Annotated in this window: 16 protein-coding genes; 1 reads left to right on the plus strand and 15 read right to left on the minus strand. The window is 69.7% G+C overall.

What is annotated here, in order from left to right:
* Positions 1 to 36: 36 nt before the first annotated feature.
* The 7 genes from ACESMR_RS08755 to ACESMR_RS08785 form a co-directional block, all read right to left on the minus strand.
* Entirely contained in the window at positions 37 to 603 is a 567-nt protein-coding gene (locus ACESMR_RS08755; RefSeq protein WP_373046674.1) for a hypothetical protein, read from the minus strand.
* Between the two features lie 92 nt (positions 604 to 695).
* Positions 696 to 1,763 (minus strand): YIP1 family protein, encoded by a 1,068-nt coding sequence (locus ACESMR_RS08760; protein WP_373046675.1) that lies wholly within the window; start codon positions 1,761 to 1,763, stop codon positions 696 to 698.
* A gap of 121 nt (positions 1,764 to 1,884) precedes the next feature.
* The gene (locus ACESMR_RS08765; protein ID WP_373046676.1) at positions 1,885 to 4,353 is read right to left on the minus strand and encodes a sodium-translocating pyrophosphatase; all 2,469 of its coding nucleotides are present in this window, start codon (positions 4,351 to 4,353) and stop codon (positions 1,885 to 1,887) included.
* A gap of 280 nt (positions 4,354 to 4,633) precedes the next feature.
* The gene (locus tag ACESMR_RS08770) at positions 4,634 to 5,326 is read right to left on the minus strand and encodes an LON peptidase substrate-binding domain-containing protein (RefSeq protein WP_373046677.1); all 693 of its coding nucleotides are present in this window, start codon (positions 5,324 to 5,326) and stop codon (positions 4,634 to 4,636) included.
* A 147-nt stretch (positions 5,327 to 5,473) separates the two neighbouring features.
* Positions 5,474 to 6,073 (minus strand): ExbD/TolR family protein, encoded by a 600-nt coding sequence (locus ACESMR_RS08775; protein ID WP_373046678.1) that lies wholly within the window; start codon positions 6,071 to 6,073, stop codon positions 5,474 to 5,476.
* 12 nt (positions 6,074 to 6,085) lie between these two features.
* Positions 6,086 to 6,547: an ExbD/TolR family protein gene (locus ACESMR_RS08780; RefSeq protein ID WP_373046679.1), complete on the minus strand. Its 462-nt coding sequence runs from the start codon at positions 6,545 to 6,547 to the stop codon at positions 6,086 to 6,088.
* A 137-nt stretch (positions 6,548 to 6,684) separates the two neighbouring features.
* The gene (locus ACESMR_RS08785; RefSeq protein ID WP_373046680.1) at positions 6,685 to 7,410 is read right to left on the minus strand and encodes a MotA/TolQ/ExbB proton channel family protein; all 726 of its coding nucleotides are present in this window, start codon (positions 7,408 to 7,410) and stop codon (positions 6,685 to 6,687) included.
* Between the two features lie 376 nt (positions 7,411 to 7,786).
* On the opposite strand from ACESMR_RS08785, the gene ACESMR_RS08790 reads away from it, so the two are divergent.
* Complete coding sequence (locus tag ACESMR_RS08790; protein WP_373046681.1) at positions 7,787 to 8,584, plus strand: hypothetical protein; 798 nt, start codon at positions 7,787 to 7,789, stop codon at positions 8,582 to 8,584.
* Here the strand turns inward: ACESMR_RS08790 and ACESMR_RS08795 are convergent.
* The 8 genes from ACESMR_RS08795 to ACESMR_RS08830 form a co-directional block, all read right to left on the minus strand.
* Positions 8,581 to 10,557, minus strand: a complete 1,977-nt coding sequence (locus ACESMR_RS08795; protein ID WP_373046682.1) for a PAS domain S-box protein — start codon at positions 10,555 to 10,557, stop codon at positions 8,581 to 8,583. The genes ACESMR_RS08790 and ACESMR_RS08795 overlap by 4 nt on opposite strands.
* A 49-nt stretch (positions 10,558 to 10,606) precedes the next feature.
* On the minus strand, positions 10,607 to 11,779 hold the full coding sequence (gene larC / locus ACESMR_RS08800) for a nickel pincer cofactor biosynthesis protein LarC (protein ID WP_373046683.1): 1,173 nt from the start codon (positions 11,777 to 11,779) through the stop codon (positions 10,607 to 10,609).
* 9 nt (positions 11,780 to 11,788) lie between these two features.
* Positions 11,789 to 12,541, minus strand: coding sequence for a nickel pincer cofactor biosynthesis protein LarB (larB, locus tag ACESMR_RS08805; protein WP_373046684.1), 753 nt, complete (start codon positions 12,539 to 12,541; stop codon positions 11,789 to 11,791).
* A 43-nt stretch (positions 12,542 to 12,584) separates the two neighbouring features.
* Positions 12,585 to 13,556 (minus strand): thiamine-phosphate kinase, encoded by a 972-nt coding sequence (gene thiL / locus ACESMR_RS08810; RefSeq protein ID WP_373046685.1) that lies wholly within the window; start codon positions 13,554 to 13,556, stop codon positions 12,585 to 12,587.
* 39 nt (positions 13,557 to 13,595) lie between these two features.
* Complete coding sequence (locus tag ACESMR_RS08815; RefSeq protein ID WP_373046686.1) at positions 13,596 to 15,017, minus strand: ATP-binding protein; 1,422 nt, start codon at positions 15,015 to 15,017, stop codon at positions 13,596 to 13,598.
* A gap of 8 nt (positions 15,018 to 15,025) precedes the next feature.
* On the minus strand, positions 15,026 to 15,736 hold the full coding sequence (locus ACESMR_RS08820) for a GTP-binding protein (RefSeq protein WP_373046687.1): 711 nt from the start codon (positions 15,734 to 15,736) through the stop codon (positions 15,026 to 15,028).
* 123 nt (positions 15,737 to 15,859) lie between these two features.
* On the minus strand, positions 15,860 to 18,250 hold the full coding sequence (gene lon / locus ACESMR_RS08825; RefSeq protein ID WP_373046688.1) for an endopeptidase La: 2,391 nt from the start codon (positions 18,248 to 18,250) through the stop codon (positions 15,860 to 15,862).
* 111 nt (positions 18,251 to 18,361) lie between these two features.
* Positions 18,362 to 19,183 (minus strand): hypothetical protein, encoded by an 822-nt coding sequence (locus ACESMR_RS08830; RefSeq protein ID WP_373046689.1) that lies wholly within the window; start codon positions 19,181 to 19,183, stop codon positions 18,362 to 18,364.
* Between the last annotated feature and the right edge of the window lie 66 nt (positions 19,184 to 19,249).

The raw sequence follows: 19,249 nt of genomic DNA on the forward strand, positions 1-19,249 counted from the left end.
GTGTCAAGCGAGGAGGGCGGATCGCCCTTCCTGCCGCTACTTCCCCTCGCGGACCGAGATCTGGGTAGCGAGGCCATCCTCCTCGGTGGAGCTGATCGCCACCGAGGCTTCGCGTCCCTCGGCCCTGCCGGCGAGGGTGACGAACTTCTGGCCATTCATGTCCATGTCGGTGCGCTCGACCGCGAGGCCCTTCGACTCGAGCTCGCGCTTGTAGTGCGCAGCGAGCGCCTCGATGTCGCCGTCGTTCTGCAGGCTGGCCATGAAGGTGCGCTCGGTGGCGTTCTTCATCGAGGCGCTGCCCTGGATCTTCGAGCCGGCAGCAAGTGCGAAGGGGAAGCCGTCGGGGAGCTTGCCCTCGCCGCCGCCGTCGAAGCGGAGCTCGCCGTCCTTGCCCTTGATGGTGACGGTGCCCTCGTCACCTTCGGCGTTCACCTCGACGGTCTCGCCGTTCTCACCGCGGAAGGTGATCTTGCCGCCCTTCTCGTCGATGTCGGCGTCGACGCCGGCGGCCTTCATCGCCTGCTCGGTCGCGAGCTCGGCACAGGCGCCGCAGCCGGTGAGAAAGGATGCGGCCAGGGCCGCGAGAACGATGCTCGTACGCATGGAATCCCCCCAAAGTGTTGCTGAATGGCACCGATCCTAGGCGTTCCGGGCCGTTTTGGGGAAGTGCGGTCGATTGCACTCCCATGACGGCGTCAGAACGAGCCCCCCATGCTGCCGCCCATCGCCGAGAAGATCCCCATCAGGCCGACGGCAGCGGCGCAGCCGCAGCAGAGCAGCAGGACGAGGCCGGGCGCGAGCACGGCGGCGGTGGCCTTTCCCGTGGTGGTGCGCTGCATCGCGGCGAGGCCCTGGATCGTGATCACGGCGATCCAGACCGTGGCGGCGAGGCCGCCGACGAAGGGCACCACGTTGAGGAGCTGGGGCCCCTGCGCGTAGGCCACGGTGCGGAAGGTCGCGTCGAAGCCGCGGTTGGCGCAGCCGAAGACGAGGCAGCCCAGGTGGATCAGGCCCGCGCCGAGGAAGAGGCCGATGGCGGAGAAGATCGGCGAGACCGCCACCTGCCCCCAGGCGGCCAGCGGCTCGCCCTCGGTCATCAGCGTGAGCGGCACCGCCCAGAGGCCGCCGAGGAAGGAGCCGAGGGTCGCGAGGATCCAGCCGTAGAGGAAGGCCTCGCCGATGTCGGTGGTCTTGAGCCTGGCGAAGAAGCGCTTCGGATCGAGGCTCGCCTGCTTCCAGGTCTCGACCAGGGCGTTCCAGGCGCCTAGCTCGCTGCGGCGCTCCCAGGGCGACTCCTCCTCCTGCGGCGCTTCCGGCGGCTCCCAGCCGCCACCGCCCCAGCCCCCGCCGCCGCCGCCGCCGGGCGGAAGTGCACCGCCTGGCGGATGGCCGCCGCCAGGCGGGAGAGCGCCGCCGCCCCACTGCGGCGTTCCCGGCCCGGGCTGCTCCGGCGGCGCGCCCCACTGCGGCGCGCTGGGCGCCTGCTGCCGCGGGCCGCTGCCGGGATGGGCGCCAGGCTCACCGGGCTGCGCCCAGGGATCGAAGCGCGGCGCGCCGGGCTGGCCACCGCCGACCACCTCCGGCCCCTCCACCGGCTGCTGCTGCCCGGCGCCCTCGCCAGGCTGCACCATCCGCGGCTCGGGCACGGCTTCGCTCGCGCCGGGGAGCGGCAAATCGAGCTCCGCGCCGCAGTGCGGGCAGAACTGCCGCCCGTAGCGTTCCGAATTGAAGGTCTTCTGGCACCACGAACACTTCACCAGCATGACGGCAGCTCCCGTTGCGAACGGCCCATCCTGCACCGCCGCGCCCTCCGCCGCACGAAAAAGGCCCGGCCACGCGTGCGGCGCGGCCGGGCCCTCTTTGGCTACGAAAGCCTGCGGCGGATCAGACCGGCTTCACCGACTCGCCCACCGACTCCGAGGTGTCGGTGCTGCCGGTCTCGCTCTCGATCCGCATCCCGTAGAAGGAGCGGTAGACGAAGACGAGGGCGGCGAGGAAGAAGACCACCGAGAGCACGAGGCTCGTGGTCCGCGGCAGCTGCACCGCAAGCTCCACGGTGAGCAGGCCGAAGAGCGTGGTGAATTTGATCACCGGGTTCATCGCCACCGACGAGGTGTCCTTGAAGGGATCGCCGACGGTGTCGCCGACGACCACCGCAGCGTGGAGCGGCGTCCCCTTCGCCTTGAGCTCCACCTCGACCACCTTCTTGGCGTTGTCCCAGGCGCCGCCGGCGTTGGCCATGAAGAGCGCCTGGAAGAGCCCGAAGAGCGCGATCGAGATCAGATAGCCGATGAAGAAGAAGGGCTCGAGGCAACCGAAGGCCAGCGCCATCAGGAAGACGGTGAGGAAGATGTTGACCGTGCCCTTCTGCGCGTAGCGGGTGCAGATCTCCACCACCCGCTTGCTGTCCTCCACCGAGGCCTTCTCCACGCCCTCGAGCCGGATGTGGCGCTTGATGAACTCCACCGCGCGGTAGGCGCCGGTGGAGACCGCCTGCGTCGCTGCACCGGTGAACCAGTAGATCACCGCGCCACCGGCGATCAGGCCGAGGAGGAAGGGGGGGTGGAGCAGCGAGAGCTTCTCCACGTTGATGGTGAGCCCGTCGGTGAGCAGCACCACGATGGAGAAGATCAGGGTGACGGCGCCCACCACGGCGGTGCCGATGAGCACGGGCTTGGCAGCTGCCTTGAAGGTGTTGCCGGCGCCGTCGTTCTCCTCGAGGTAGTCCTTCGCCTTGTCGAAGTCCGGCCGGAAGCCGAAGTCGCGCTGCACCTCCTCGTGCACGCCGGCGACGTTCTCGATGAGCGAGAGCTCGTAGACCGACTGCGCGTTGTCGGTGACCGGGCCGTAGGAATCGACGGCGATGGTGACCGGGCCCATGGCGAGGAAGCCGAAGGCCACCAGGCCGAAGGCGAAGATGGCGGGCGCCACCATGAAGTCGATGAGGCCGAGGGTGGAGACGCCGTAGCCCAGCGCCATCAGGCCCATGATCACGAGGCCCATCCAGAAGGCGGAGAAATTGCCGGCGATCAGGCCGGAGAGGACGTTGAGCGAGGCGCCGCCCTCGCGGGAGGAGATGACGATCTCCTTCACGTGGCCGGAGTTGGTGGAGGTGAAGACCTTGATCACCTCTGGGATGACTGCGCCGGCGATGGTGCCGCAGGCCATGATCGCCGAGAGCTTCCACCAGAGGCTGCCGTCGCCGACGCTGCCGAGGAGGAGCCACGAGACGGCGAAGTTGAGGCCGATGGAGACGAGCGAGGTGAGCCACACCAGGAAGGTGAGCGGCGCCTCGAAGTTCATCTTCTGGGCGTTCTGGTAGCGCGCCTTCGCGATCACGGCATTGATGCCGTAGCTGAGCGCGGAGCCGACGATCATCAGCGACGCGATGGCGAAGATCCAGACGAGGAGCTGCACCTGGATCGCGGGGTCGTTCACGGCGAGGAGCACGAAGGCGATCAGGGCCACCGCGGTCACGCCGTAGGTCTCGAAGCCGTCGGCGGTGGGGCCCACCGAGTCGCCGGCGTTGTCGCCGGCACAGTCGGCGATCACACCGGGGTTGCGGGCGTCGTCTTCCTTGATGTTGAAGACGATCTTCATCATGTCCGAGCCGATGTCGGCGATCTTGGTGAAGATGCCGCCGGCGATGCGCAGCGCCGAGGCGGCGAGCGACGAGCCGATGGCGAAGCCGATGAAGCAGCTGCCCGCGTAATCCGCCGGGACGAAGAGCAGGATCGAGAGCATGAGCAGCAGTTCGAGGCTGATGAGCGTCATGCCGATGCTCATGCCGGCGCGGAGCGGGATCGAGTAGGTCGGGAAGGGCTTGCCCTGGAGGCTGGCGAAGGCCGCCCGGCTGTTCGCCCAGTTGTTGATCCGGATGCCCATCCAGGCCACGCCGTAGGAGCCGGCGATGCCGAGGAGGCTGAAGAGCAGGATCACTGCGACCTTGCCCGCCGAGAACCCCCGGAGCATGCCGAAGTAGACGATCATGATCAGGCCGACGAGGGCCTCGAGGGCGAGGATGAACTTGCCCTGCGTGATCAGGTAGGTCTTGCAGGTCTCGTAGATCAGGTCGGAGATCTCACCCATCGAGCGGTGGGTGGGCAGGCGCTTCAGCGCACCCGACATCACGAAGCCCATCACCAATCCGAGCACCGCGATCACCAGACCGCCAACCAGGATGGTCGTACCCGAGATGCCGCGGAACGAAGCCGTGCCGAAATCCGGGAGCACGAGGTTCGCATCGCCGGCCGCCCGTGCAGCAGGAGCGAAGAAGAGAGCGCAAAGGAAGGCTGCACCGGACAGGAGACGTACCACTGCCTTCTTGTCCGGGACGAGACGCGGAACGTTCATGAGGCGTGCTTCTCCATGCAGGTGCACCGAGGTGCACCCGGGAAAGCCTCGCGGAGCCGGGGTTGCGTGACCTGGCTGCCTGACTTTGGTTCCGTGGGGCTGGAAATGTGATGCGATCGTAGTACGCCGCACGCGGGGCGGTCCACGGGGGTACGGAGCTTTCGGTCCACTTTCGAGCGGCGCCTGCTTCGCGTCGTCGCCGGCAGCTGGTGGCGGCGCTGGCTGGCAAGCCACACGTAGCCACGGCCCTGGCACCGAACAAGTGGGCGCGGTGCGCCGCTTACATCAGGTAGCCGCCACCACCGGCGCCGCCGGAGACCTGCAGGAGCACCTGCGCCACCGTGTCGGAGACCTGGTCGAGGCGTCTCGCCACCGCGAACTCCTCGAGGAACTCCTGCCGCTGGCGGTGATCGACCAGGACCGCGGCGCCGACGAGATCGGCGAGCTTGCCCGGATCCCGCTCGCGCACGCAGGCCTCGGCGAGGGGCACCGCGGCGTTGTCCGGCAGCGCGGCAGCGAGATCGAGGACCAGCTGCCGCAGCGTCTGGCTCTGGGCCTCGAGGATGGGCCGCTCGGGTGCCGAGAGGACGTCCGCCACGGGTTCGGTCCGGACCACCCGGTAGCTCTTGCCCACCTCGAGCTCCTCGAGGACGCGCGCCCGACGCACACCGTGGAGGAGGATGTTGTAGCGGCCGTCGGCCAGGCGCTCCGCTGCCTGCACGTAACCGGCGCCGACGATGGAGTAGACGGGAGGCCGGCCCTGGTACTCCGTCTCCCAGCCCGGCGCCAGGAGCGCCACCGCCAGGACCCGGTCTTCGGCGAGCACGTCGGCGATCATCTCCCGGTAGCGGGGCTCGAAGATGTGGAGCGGGAGGTGCCCGCCCGGGATGAGCGCGGAAGACGGGAGCGGAAAGATCGGCAGGTGGGGCAACGCCGCATCGACCACCGCCTGCTCATCGACCTCGGCACTCACCCGTCCTCCTTCGCGCCCCCGGGACGCACTCGACCTCTCGGTTCGGCCGAGTGTAGTGCTTCCGCCTCCATCCGGCCAGACAGACGAAGGCCGGCTCGACGCACGAAGCGTCGGCCGGCCTGCATCCACGAAAACCGGGGCGAAGCTTCAGCCTTCGGTCCCCTCCGCCTTCGTCTCGCCTGCGGGGGCTGCGCCGCCGCCGCCAGCGATGATGGCGAAGTTGATGTTGAAGTAGCCTGCCTGGTTCGCGCTGTACATGACGCGCTTGACGATCTTGAAGGGCACGGCCTTGTCGGCCTGGATGTTGATGTCGCCCTTGAAGCCCTCACCGCTGCCACGGACCATCTCGTAGGCCTTCTTCTGGTCGCGGAGCTTCTCCTCGAGGGCGGGGATGTTCCAGTACTCCTCGCCTTCGATGTCTGCGACCTGGGCCACGCGGGAACCCTCGATCGAAATCTCCTCGCTGGAGACCTGGACCACGGGTGCGCGCTCGATCTGCTCGTAGTTGGCAGCCTCGGGCATCCGGATCTTGTCCGTCATGAACAGCAGGTCGCCATCGGCGCTGAACTGCTGGATGAGGAAGATGACCAGGAGCACGAAGACGTCGATCATCGAGGTGAGGTTCAGCTCGATGTTCGTGCCGTGCTTGCCCTTGGCGAATTTGGAGCCGAAAACCTTCGACTTCGACAGACGCTTACCGGGCCGCTTGCCCGGCTTGACGATCACGTTCTCCAGATGGCGGGACATGGTCGTTCCTCCTCACATCGCCGCGGAGACGGAGACGTCGGGCAGTTCGGCTTCCAGGCACTTGTCCACCGCGGTGACGAGGTTCTCGTACTGGATCGAGTCCTCCGCCATCACGGTGATCGCGCGCTGGTCCGGGTTGTCCTTCTTGATCACCTTGAGCTTCTCGACGAGCTTGGCCCCGTCGAACTTGCCCTCAGGCGTCTTGGCGATGTCGAAGGCGTTCGCGCCAGCGGTCAGCTTGTACCCCTGCTCGGTGAGCGTCAGGTTCAGCTGCAGCGTTGGCTTCGGCGGCTCCGACGAATCCGATGGACCACCTGCCTGCGAGACCTGGAGCTTGCCGATCTGGGTCCAGACCGCGGTCATCATCAGGAAGGTGATCATCATCGCCAGCATGTCGATGAACGGGACCAGCGGGATCTGCAGGTCAACGGACTTTTTGCCGCTGCCGCCGGTATCAACGCTTACGCCAGCCATGGTGCCTCGTGTTGCCTAAGAGCCCGACCCCACCGGCCGCGCTCCTGGTTGGACAAAGAAACCAGCTTCCGGGTTCCACGCCGGGGGACGCTTTTCTCAAAGCGTCCCCCAGGACGTGGGCGTTCGGAAGGCAAGGATCAGACGTTCTCGGTCTCGATGTGAGCCGGGATCTTCATCTTGTCCTTGTTGGCCACGACGAGGTTCAGCAGGCCCACCGACGTCTCGTTGATGTCGTCGAGCATGTGCTGGGTGCGGCCCTGGAGCACCGAGTAGCTGAGCAGCGCGATGATCGCGACGATCAGACCGAAGCCGGTGCAGTTCATAACGTGCGCAATACCCGAGGAGAGCAGCGCGGCCTTGTCCGCGGGGTTCGCGGCACCCACGCCACCGAACACCTGGATGAGACCGTAGATGGTGCCGAGGAGGCCGAAGAGCATGGCCGCGTTCGAGAACATCGCCAGGTAGGCGGTGCGCTTCTCGATCTTGGGCCCCTCACGGAGCATCGCCTCGTCCATCGCAGCCTGGACCTCTTCCGGGCCCTTCGGCACGTTGATCAGGCCAGCCTTGACGACGGCGGTGAGCGGGGTGCGCTTCTGGCCCGCGACGTAGCTGATCGCCTTGTCGAGGTCGCCGGCGTAGATGTGCTTCTTCAGACCGCGGAGGAAAGCCTCCTTGTCGATCGACGCCTTACCGAAGAGCACCATGAAGCGATCGACCGCGATGGCGATCGCGAACACGCCGCAGGCAGCGATCGGGTACATACCGAAGCCACCGTCCTCCCAGCTCTGTGCGAGCGAGGAGAAGAAGCCGCCACCCTCAGTTGCAGCCGCCACGACAGGCAGCAGGCTACCAAGCAGACCCATTTGTTCGACCTCCGAACGTCCCAGCCTTCATGGCATGGGGCCGACACATCGCTCGACCGATGCGCCAGGATGCAGTGAAAACCCGTATGCGGCAGGGAACGAAACCAAATCGCCCCGATGCTTCAAACGGGATCGTCTCTGAAAATGCGCTGGACCGTAACACCCCGAATTTGGACCTGTCAAGCGACCGCGTGGCAGGCCGAAACGCGCATTTCCTCAAGGAATCCGATCACCTACGCCGCGCCGCAGCAACCCCTGCGGCTCGGCCATCCAGGGCAAAGGCGCCCTCCGAAAACCGGTCGCACCCAATCATGGGAGTGCAGGGCTGCCCGGCTTTCGCCATCTTGGGAAGACCGAAGCATCCAACGGAGTGGGCATGGCACGCAAGAGGATCGGCGAGGTTCTGATCGAGAGGGGCCTGATCACGGCTCCGCAGCTCGATGCAGCCCTGGGCCACCAGCGCCAGGGTGGCGGCAGGCTGGGGACCACGCTCGTCGCCCTCGGGGCCTTGAGCGAGGGCCAGCTCACCGTGACCCTGGGCGAGCTCCAGGGGCTGCAGGTGGTCGACCTCTCTCGCGAGGTACCGGATTGGGCGGCGCTCCACCTGCTCCGTCCCGAGTTCTGCGAGCGGCACCTGGTCCTGCCGCTCTCGCTGGGCGAGGAGCGCGGCAGGCGCATCCTGCGCCTCGCCGTGGCGGACGCCCTCGACCTGCCCACCATCGACGCCATCGAGTACCAGACCAACTGCAAGGTCCGCCCGGTGCTCGCCGGCGCCTCGCAGATCCGCGCGGCGGTCGCCCGGTGGCTCCACGGCGGCGGCCATCGGAATTTTGATCTCGGTGGCGGCGGCGAGATGGAGCTGATCCGGCCCGGCGGCGTCGCCGAGATCGTGCAGACCGACACCGCGCTCCTCGACGCCGATTTCGAGGTGGAGGAGGGCGAGGTGCTCCCGCTCGTCGACGAGCTGGCGCCGGCCACCGGGCGCAGCAGGGAGATCTTCCAGGCCGACTACGACTTCCTCTTCGGCTCCGCGCCGAAGGCGGAGGACCGGGTCGAGGCGCTGGAGCGGAAGATCGACGCGCTGGCGGAGCTGCTCGAGCGCAAGGGGCTCTGCACCAGGCAGGAGCTCGAGAAGGCCCTCGGCGTCCGGCGCTCGCTGCCGGGACACGCCTAATCCTTCCCCGCCCGCTCGAGATCGACGATGCGGGCGTTGCCCACGTATTCCTTGGTCTCGTGCCGCGTGATCTTGCCGATCTTGCGGACGACCTCCGCCATCCGCTCCGCCTCGCGGAGGATGATCGCCACCGAGCGGCTCGCGGGATCCCCCTCGGCCAGGCGCCGCTGCAGCAGCTCCGCGTAGCCCATCACCGAGGTGAGCGGCTGGTTGAGCTCGTGGGCCGCAGCCCCTGCCAGCTCGACGATCATCGCCTGGCGCGCCGCGGCCTCGAGCTTCTGCCTCGTGGCGGAGAGCTCCCCCTCGATCCGCAAGCGGTCCCGCTGGTCGGTGAAGATGCCCACCGAGCCGATCGGCCCCCGGGGCCCCTCGATGATCGCAGCGGTCATCTGCACCGGGATGCGCTCGCCGGAGCGGTGCAGCACCTCGAAGAAGGTGGCGGAGAGGCGCCCCGCCCCGCCGTGCTCCTCCGATCGCAGGCGCCGCATCACCTCGCTGGCGCCGCGGTCCGGGTAGAGGGCGCGCACGTGGGCCTTGCCCACCATCGCCGCGGCGTCATGGCCGAGGAGGAGCTCGGCGCCCCGGTTGAAGAGGATGATCCGGCCCTGCATGTCGGCGGCGACGATGCCGTCCACCGACGACTCGATCAGCGTCTCGAGGAACTCCTTGGTGCGCTGCAGCTCGGTCTGGAAGCGCTTGCGCTCGGTGACGTCGCGGACCGAGAGCACCACCAGCTGCTCGTCGAGTTGGGAGGCGCTCACCTCGACGTGGACGATGCTGCCGTCCCTGCGGCGGGCCTCGAGGTCGAGGTTGCGGACCGGCTCCCCCGAGGCGACGCGCTCCACGAGGCTGCGGTAGACGCCCTCCTCCACCGGCAGGAGGACGTCGCCGACCTGCCGCCCCCGCACCGCGGCGGCGTCGAGGCCGAGGATCGCCAGCGCCGCGGGGTTGGCGGAGCGGATCGCACCGGTGCGCACGTCGACGAGGGCGATGCCGTCGGAGACGTGCTCGTAGATCTCTTCGTATTGCTTGCGGGCGTGGGCCTCCGCCTCGACCAGCTCGACGCGGCTGCGGATCCCCGCAACCGAGCGGGCGTTGCGCAGCGCCACCGCGGTGGCATTGGCCACCGCAGCGGCGAAGTCGAGCTCGCGCAGGGTGAAGCTGCGGCCGGTCTCGGCGGCGGAGGCGCGGAGGAAGAGCACGCCGAGGATCTCCTCCTCGAGGGCCAGCGGCAGCACCGCCATCGCGCCCATGCCCGCTGCGGAGACCGCGTCCTTCACGGGATCGAGGAGCGGGTGGCGGCTGGTGTCCTCGACGACCACCGCGCGGCGGGTGCGCAACGCCTCCCGGATCTCGGGGTATTTGGCCAGATCGATGGGGCGCTTCGCGATCGCCTCGTCGTCGGAGGTGGCGATCACCGTGCCCAGCTTGCCGCGGGCGTCGGTGAGGACCAGCGAGCAGCGCCGCAGCGAGAGCGCCTCCGCCAGGCGGCGGGTGACGTCGTGGAGGAGCGCGCCGGCGTCGAGGGTGCCGGCGAAGGAGCGGGTCAGCTCCACCAGCGCGCGCAGGTCGTGTTCGCGGAGGCGGAGCTCCTCGCGGAGCTCCCAGGCCCTGCGCTGCGCGGCGAGGCGGTTGAAGAGGTCGCGCTCGAGGTAGCGGGCGCGGAGGAAGTCGTTGGCCCCGGCGCCGAGAACGTCCCGGATCACCGAGTCCTCCTCGTCGTCCACGAGGGCGATGATGGGCACGTCGGTGCAGCGGGCGTCGCAGCGCAGGGTGGCGATGGTGCCCGGACCGATGGTGCCGCCGAAGGGCACGTCGAGGAGGATCGCCGCCCCGGGGAGGACGAGGGCAGGCAGCTCGTGCCGATCGGCGACGACGAGCCGTGCCGGTCCCTCGTCGACCAGGGCGGTGACCCGCGCGGCGACGGCCGGACGCTCGGTGCAGAGGAGCAGCGGGTAGCGTTCTTCGGGCACGGCGGGAGGATAGCACCGGGCGCCCCGGCGCTCCTCCCACGCCCTGTGATCAGCCGCCTGCGGGGCGGTTGGCGAGCCAGGTGGCGAGGGCGAACTCGCGCACCACCCGCGCCGGCACGCCGTGGGCCTTCGCCGCCCGCAGACAATCGTCCCACTCCGGCGCCGCGTTGATCACGGCCGTGGCCCGGTGGCCGATCTTCATCGCCACCGGCCCGAAGGGCGTCTCCACCTGCTCGAAGCGCCGCTCGAGGACGTCGCGCCCCACCACGTGGTGGCGCACCCCCAGGGTCGGCGTCTCGCGCAGCAGCGTGTCGACGATCCGCGCCCGGTGGCTCCCCGGCGCGAGCACGCCGAGCAGATGGCCGGGCCTGCCCTTCTTCATCGTCACCGGCGCCACCCAGGCGTCGAGGGCGCCTGCCTCGAGGACCGCCTCGATCGCCCGGGCGAGGACCTGCGGCGTGGCGTCGTCGAGGTTGCAGGCGAGCTCCACCAGCTCGGCGCTGGCGGTGGCCTCCTGCCCGAGGGTGGCGCGCAGCACGTTGGCCGCGTCCTCGAAATCCTTGTGGCCGATGCCGTAGGCGATCCGCTCCGGCACGAAGGCGGGGGGCGGGCCGGGCTCGGTGGCGGCGGCGAGGATCGCGGCGCCGGTGGGCGTCGTCCGCTCGCCCTTGCCGAAGAAGCGCACCTCGCGCCCTTTGAGGATCTCCAGCGTCGCCGGCGCGGGAACCGGGATGGCGCCGTGCCGGCTCTGGACGATGCCGCTCCCCAGCGGTGGCGGCGCCGAGTAGATGCGCTCGAGGCCGAGCTCACCCAGGGCCAGCGCCACACCGACGATGTCGACGATGCTGTCGATGGCGCCCACCTCGTGGAAGTGGACCTTGTCCGGCGTGGTGCCGTGGATGCGCGCCTCGGCGATGGCGATCTTCTCGAAGACGTGGAGGGCGATGTCGCGGGCCTGCGCCGGAAGCCCCGCCCCGCGGATCAGCCGGGCGATCTCCACCCAGGTGCGCTCGCGATCCGCCGCCTCGACGTGGACCTCGACCCGCGTGCCCCAGATGCCGCATTTGTGATCGCGCCCCACCTCGATCGACCAGCCGCCGAGGCCGAGGCGATCGAGGCCTGCGGTGATCGCGTCGAGGGGAACGCCGAGGTCGAGCAGCGCAGCGAGGGTCATGTCCCCCGCGCAGCCGCCCACCGGCTCGAGCCAGAGAAGACCGCCCATGACCTATCCCTATTTCCGGTTGATCATCGCCGCGTAGAAGCCCGCGCCGAAGCCGTTGTCGATGTTGACCACCGCGACGTTGGGAGCACACGAGGTGAGCATCCCGAGGAGCGGGGTGAGGCCGTTCAGCGCGGCGCCGTAACCGACGCTGGTCGGCACCGCCACCACCGGCACGCCGACCAGGCCGCCCAGCGCGGTGGGCAGCGCGCCCTCCATCCCCGCCACCGCCACCACCACGCTGGCGCCGGCGATCTCCTCGCGGCGCTTGAGCAGGCGGTGGATCCCCGCCACGCCCACGTCGGTGATCTCGCGGACCGGGTGGCCCGCCACCGCCAGCGTCACCGCCGCCTCCTCGGCCACGGGCAGATCGCTGGTGCCGGCGCAGACCACCGCCACGTAGCCCCGCACCTTCGGTTTCGGGGCACGTGCGGGCCGCAGCGCGAAGGTGCGGGACGCCGCGTGGTAGACGCCCTTCGGCACCGCTTCCTGCACCGGCGGCAGCTTCTCCGCCGCCATGCGGGTGACCAGCAGCGGCGCGCCGCGGCCGCTGATCTCCTTCGCGATCCCGGCGATCTGCGCGGCGGTCTTGCCCTCGCCGTAGATCACCTCGGGGAAGCCCTGCCGGAGCTGGCGGTGGTGGTCGACCACGGCGTAGCCGAGGTCGGCGAAGGGCAGATCGCGCAACCTGCCCAGGGCCTCGTCGGTGGAGACGGAGCCGCCGGCGACCGCCTGCAGCAGCTTCTTGAGGGTGCGCTCGTCCATGCGCCGGGAGCGCTATCCCATTCCCGCGCCGCCGCGCAACTGCCTAACGGAAATGCTCCCAGCCGGCGCTGCCGGGAAGCGCCATCGGCCTGCCGCTGGCGTCGAGGACGCGGATGCCCGGCCTCTCGTCGAGCATCCCGATCTCGGTGAGCGTCTCGCCGACCCGCGCGGCCGCACGGCGGAGGGAGGCCACCTGCCTCGGCGGAACCGCGAGGAGGAGCTCGTAATCCTCGCCGCCGGTGAGGCCGAGGAGAGCGCCCTCGGGCCCGAGCGCGGCGACCTCCGGTCCCAGCGGCAGCGCCGCCCTGTCGATGGTGGCGCCGACGCCGCTCCTGGCGCAGAGGTGGCCCAGGTCGGCGAGGAGGCCGTCGGAGAGGTCGACGGCGGCGCTGGCGTGGCGGCCCACCACCTGTCCCAGCGCCACCCGTGGCACCGGCACCAGCTGGGCGAGCACGCTGCGCCCGAGCCTGCGGGGCCTGCCGCCCGCGAGCTTGGCGACGCCGAGCGCCGCCTCGCCGAGGACGCCGCTGACCAGCAGCCTGTCACCGGGCCGCGCCCCGCTGCGGCGCAGCGCCTCCTTCGGCTTCACCTCGCCCAGCGCCGTCACCGCGATCGAGAGCTGCGCCCCGCCGGTGAAGTTGCCGCCGACGAGGGTGACGCCGCTCTGGTCGGCGAGGCGCGACATGCCCCGGGCGATCCGCTCGACGAAGCCGGCGCCGATCCCGTCGCGCAGGCTGATCGCCACGAGGAACCACCGGGGAACGGCCCCTGCGGCGGCGAGATCGGAGAGGGAGACCGCCAGCGCCTTGTGGCCGATCTCCTCGGGCCGGAAGGCGGCGGTGAAGTGCACGCCCTCGACCACCTGATCGACCTTGGAGACGAGGAGGTGGCCCGCCTTCGGCCGGGTCAGGGCGCAATCGTCGCCGGGACCGGCGACCACGCCGCGGCCCTCGAGTCGAAAGGCGGAGGTGAAGCGCTCGATGAGCTGGAATTCGGAAGGCTTGCGGGTCGCCACGGCAAGCACCTTAGCGCGCCGTGGCGTCTGCCGGGCCCTTTAGATGGCCGCCTTGCGCAGCGCCGCCGCGGGAACGTCGGGGGCCGCCACCGCAGGGAGCGCGAAGGGCAGGGTCATGGTGAAGCGCGAGCCCCTGCCCAGCTCCGAGGTGACCCGGACCTCGCCGCCGTGGGCCTCGACGTAGGAGCGCACGATCGAGAGGCCGAGGCCGGTGCCGCCGTATTCGCGGGTGGAGCTGCCGTCGACCTGGAAGAAGGTGTCGAAGATCCGCTCCACCTGGTCGGCGGGGATGCCGATGCCGGTGTCCTCGACGCTGAGGACGAAATAGCCCTCGGGGCCGTCGAAGCGACCTGCGGCCGAGGCAGGCGCCACGGTGGCCCGCTCCGCCCGCACGGTGACCGTCCCGCCTGCAGGGGTGAACTTCACCGCGTTGGCGAGGAGGTTCACGAGGCACTGCCGCATCTTCTCCTCGTCGAGGACCGGGCGCGGCAGCGAGGGGTCGACGTATTTGCGCAGCTGGAGGCCGCGCTTCATCGCCTGCGGGTGGACCGAGGAGACGGCGGTTGCCACCAGCTGCTCGAGATCGAAGGACTCGGGCTGCAGCCGCAGCTTGCCCGCCTCGATCCGGGTGAGGTCGAGGATCGAGGTGATGAGCGCGAGGAGGCTCTCGCCCTTCTCCATGATCGTGGAGAGGTATTCGGCCTGCTCCGGGTTGGGCTTTCCGGCGAGCCCCTCGATCAGCATCTCGGCGTAGCCGATGATCGAGGTGAGCGGCGTGCGCAGCTCGTGCGAGACGGTGGCGAGGAAGTTCGACTTGAGCTGGTCGAGCTCCTGCAGCCGCCGGTAGCTCTCCTCGAGCCGGGCGTTCTTCGAGGCCAGCTCGCGGTAGCTCTCCCGCACCGAGGCGATGTGCATCCGCGAGGTGAGGTGGACCTTGTAGGCCGAGAAGACGAGCACGTCGCAGATCTTCACGAAATGCTCGAGGACCTTGGCCACCGTGGAGGTGCCGGCGCGGCGGATGCTGGTCATCAGCTGCGCTGCCTTCGCGAAGTCGAGGCCGCGCAAGTCGGTGAAGCTCGGCGGCAGCTCCTGCAGGTCGTCGGGGACGAAGGGTCCGAAGACCGCCCGGCCCACCACGTCCATCTCGTAGAGGAGCGGCAGAACCAGATAGCGGGCCCCGGTGAAGCATTGCACCGTGTGGATCTGCGGCTCGTCGACGCGGTCGCTCTTCACCTTGAGCACCGTCGCGGTACAACGCCGCGCCCCCTCGGCGTCGGTGAAGACGTAGCCGCAGAAATCGGCGGAGCCGACCTTGATGTCGACGAGCTTCTGGCCCGTGGCATCGAAGACCTTCAGGCCGATCTTGTAGAGCTCCACGAAGGAGCGGCAGACCTCCTGGAAGGATTTGAGGTCGAGCAGCTCGCCCAGCGGGATCTTCGTTTCGAGCAGATCTTCGCTCACGTCTCCCCCTAACGTCCCGCCGCGCTGGCGGCGTTCCGCGCCACCGGCTCGAGCTGTGCGGCCTTCACGTCCATGTTCCGGAAGATCTCGCCGAGGAATTCCTCCTCGGTGAGCCGGAACTTCGCCCGGATGCCGTATTTCCTGTCGAGATCCCGGAACGTGAGCTGGAGAAGCCCGTAGAGCGTCTCCAGCACACCCTCCCCCCGAACCGCGACGGATTTGTAGACAGGCTCCCTGCCCTTCTGCGCCACCGCGGCGATCTCGCCTTCGGTGCGGGCGTCGGGCAGGTCGGTTTTGTTGAACTGGATCACGAGCGGCATCGACTCGGGGTCGAGGCCGTTGGCCCGCATGTCCTCGACCATGTTGCGCCAGGCGTCGTTGTTGGCCTGCGCCGCGCTCTTCTGGGCGTCGGCGATGAAGGCCACCGCGTCGGCGCCCTGCAGCACCAGCCGCCGGGTGGAGGCGTGCATCACCTGTCCCGGCACGGTGTAGAGCTTGATCTTCACCTTCAGATCGCTCGCGGTCCGGAAGAAGACCGGCAGCATGTCGAAGAAGAGGGTGCGGTCGTCCCTGGTGTCGACCGAGAGGAGCCTGCCGCGCACGTCGCTGGAGACGCGTTCGTGCAGCGCCATCAGGTTGGTCGTCTTCCCGCTCAGCGCGGGGCCGTAGTAGACGACCTTCAGCGACAGTTCTCGCTGCGCCTGGTTGATCTGCACCATTGCGACCGACCCTTTCGCCTCGACATCCCACCCTGAGGCGTCGGTTCCGGATGCTAGCACGCCCTTCCTTCGGGGACGTAGACGCGCCAGCCCTACCTTTCCCTTCACAGGTCGTGCGTTTTTTTACCGCTTCGCCCTGGCGGCCCGGGCCGCCTTCTGCTTCGCCGCCGGCACCAGCGCCATCTCGAGGACCTCGTCCACGGTGCGGACCGGGACGATCCGCACCTTCCGCTGCACCAGCTTCGGGACCTCGACCAGGTCCTTCTCGTTCTCGACGGGGATCGCCACCTCGGCGATCCCGTGGCGCATCGCCGCCAGGAGCTTCTCCTTGAGGCCGCCGATCGGCATCGCCCGTCCACGGAGGCTGGTCTCGCCGGTCATCGCCACCTCCTTGCGCACCGGCCTGCCGGTGGCGAGGGAGACGATGGCGGTGGCCATCGCGATGCCGGCCGAGGGGCCGTCCTTGGGGATGGCGCCAGCGGGCACGTGGATGTGGAGCTCCCGCTCGTCGAAGAAGGACTCGTCGATGGCGAGCGCCTGCGCCCGGGAACGGACCCAGGTGAGCGCCGCCCTGGCGGACTCCTTCATCACGTCGCCGAGCTGGCCGGTGAGGATGAGGCCGCCCCTGCCCTTCATCGCCGAGGCTTCGATCCGGAGGATCTCGCCGCCACCCTGGGTCCAGGCGAGGCCGGTGACCACGCCGATCTCGTCGGCGAGGAGGGCCTCGTCTTCGACGTAGCGCGCGGGGCCGAGGTAGCGGGCCAGCGATTTCGCGGTGACGAGGGTCTTGCCCTCCCGTCCCTCCGCCACCCGGCGGGCGACCTTGCGGCAGACGGTGCCGACCTGGCGCTCCAGGTTGCGCAGGCCCGCCTCCCGGGTCCAGCCGCGGATGAGCGCCTTCAGGGCGCGATCGGTGATCTCGATCCGCTCGTCGGTGAGGCCGTTCTCCTCGAGCTGCCGGGGGATGACGTGGCGCCTGCAGATGTGGCGCTTGTCGAGCTCGGTGTAGCCCGCGATCGAGATCACCTCCATGCGATCGCGCAGGGGACCGGGGATGGTGTCGAGCACGTTGGCGGTGGCGACGAAGAGGACCCTGGAGAGGTCGAAGTCGACGCCGAGGTAGTGGTCGCGAAACTTCGCGTTCTGCTCCGGATCGAGGACCTCGAGGAGCGCCGCGCCGGGATCGCCGCGGAAGTCCTGTCCGAGCTTGTCGAGCTCGTCGAGGAGGACCACCGGGTTGGCGGTGCCGGCCTGCTTGATCGCCTGGATGATTCGGCCGGGCATCGCGCCGACGTAGGTGCGGCGGTGGCCGCGGATCTCGGCCTCGTCGCGAACGCCGCCCAGGGAAACGCGCACGAAGGAGCGGCCCATCGCCCTGGCGACGCTGCGGCCCAGCGAGGTCTTGCCCACGCCGGGAGGGCCGGCGAGGCAGAGGATCGGCCCCTTCATGTCGGCCTTCAGCTTGCGGACGCCGAGGTATTCGAGGAGGCGATCCTTCACCCGCTGCAGGCCGTAGTGGTCCTCGTCGAGGATGGCCTGCGCCGCCTTCAGGTCGAGCACGTCCTCGGACTGCTTCGCCCAGGGGAGCTCCGCCAGCCACTCGAGGTGGGTGCGGATCACCGCTGCCTCGGCGCTGTCCTGGTGCATGCCCTCGAGGCGGCGGAGCTGCTTGTCTGCCTCCTGTTTCACCTCGGCGGGCATGCCCGCTGCCTCGACCTTGGCGCGGAGCTCCTCGATCTCCTCGCCCTTCCCTTCGCGCTCGCCGAGCTCCTCGCGGATCTGGCGGAGCTGCTCGCGGAGGAAGTACTCGCGCTGGGTGCGGCTCATCTCCTCCCGGGCCTGGGACTGGATCTGCTGCTGCACCTGGTGGACCGCGAGCTGGGCGCGGATCTCCTCGTTGACGCGCTGGAGGCGCTCGAGTGGCTCGAGGCTCTCGAGGAGCGTCTGCGCCGTCTGCACCTGGAGGGTGAGGTTGGCGGCGATGAGGTCTGCCAGCCTGCCGGGCTCCTGGATCCCGGAGGTGACCATCATGATGTCGGGGGAGAGCCCCTTGCCGAGCTGCACCAGCCGGTCGAGGTTCTCGCGGGTCGAGCGCAGGAGCGAGTCGAGATCGAGGGAGCCGCGGGGCACGGCGCGCTCGCGCAGCGGCGCCACCCGCACGGCGAGGGAGGGGAGCTCGCGCAGGTACTGGTCGACGCGGGCGCGGGCCATTCCCTGGACCAGCACCTTGATCCTGCCGTCGGGGAGTTTGCGCATCCGCATGATCGTGCCGACGGTGCCCAAGGAGTGGATCCCGTCGGGGCGCGGGCTGTCGTCTTCGGTGTCACGCTGCGCGGCGAGGAAGATGAGGCGGTCGCGGCCCATCGCCTCTTCGAGCGCCGCCACCGAGAGCGGCCGGCTCACGAAGAGCGGCACGATCATGTAGGGGAAGACCACCAGATCCCGGATCGGCAGGAGGGGCAGGACGTCCGGGATTTCGAAGGGGGCGTGCTCGTCGCGGGGGAGGTAGGCCATCGCGGGCCAGCCTCGCGCCGGAATGGCAGTGGGTCAACAAGCTGGCAGGCTGCCGGGGTGTGGACGGCGGGCGCCCTGGCGTCGGGCGCCCGCTCGGTCGGAAGCTCGTCGTCAGCGGCAGCTGCTGCTGCCGGGCGGCTCCGGCACGTCCTGCTCGAAGCGGCGCTCGCTGCCGTCGTCGAGGACGAAGGTGACCGCGTAGCTGCCTGCGGTGAGGCCCTGCTGCTCGAGGAGCACCCAATGCTCGTCGGCGCCTGCTGCGAGGGATTCGGAGGGCGCGAGGGTGAAGGTCCCCGAGCTGCCGTCGGGCGTGGTGACGCTCACCGAGGCGAGACCGAAATCCTCCGCGTTCTCCCAGCTCGCCTCGAGGGCGGTGCGGCAGGAATTGAGCCAGATGGCGATGCCGTCGAAGGGCGCCTCCGCCTGGCCGGGATCGCCGCCGAGGCTGCCGTTGCGGTCGCCCTCCACCGCACGGCGGTCGCTTCCGCTGCCGGGACCGCTGCTGTCGTCGTCGCCGCCGTCGCCACCCGTGCCGCCGACGCCACCCGTGCCGCCGACGCCGCCGGTGCCACCGACGCCACCCGTTCCACCTGTGCCGCCGGTTCCACCCGTACCACCGACGCCGCCTGTGCCGCCGGTTCCACCCATGCCACCGACACCGCCGGTCCCACCGACACCGCCGGTGCCTCCCACGCCACCGGTGCCGCCGACGCCGCCGACCCCGCCGAGGCCGCCCGTTCCGCCGACGCCGCCCATGCCGCCGGTGCCCGGCACCACGATCCCGCCGGAGCCGCCGGTGGGCAGGTCGATGATCCCGCCCGTCCCGCCCTCACCGGTCGTCTCGGGTCCGTTGTCGTCGTCGTCGTCGCCGCAGGCGGCGCCCGACGCGACGACCAATGCCGCCAACCAGATCCCCCACCGTCCGTTCCGCATCCCCGTTCCCCCTTCCAGCGTTGCGCGTCCGCGCATCGCTCCGGTCGTCGGCCCGCGCCATCGCGA

It is taken from the genome of Vulgatibacter sp. (assembly GCF_041687135.1).
Lineage (GTDB): Bacteria > Myxococcota > Myxococcia > Myxococcales > Vulgatibacteraceae > JAWLCN01.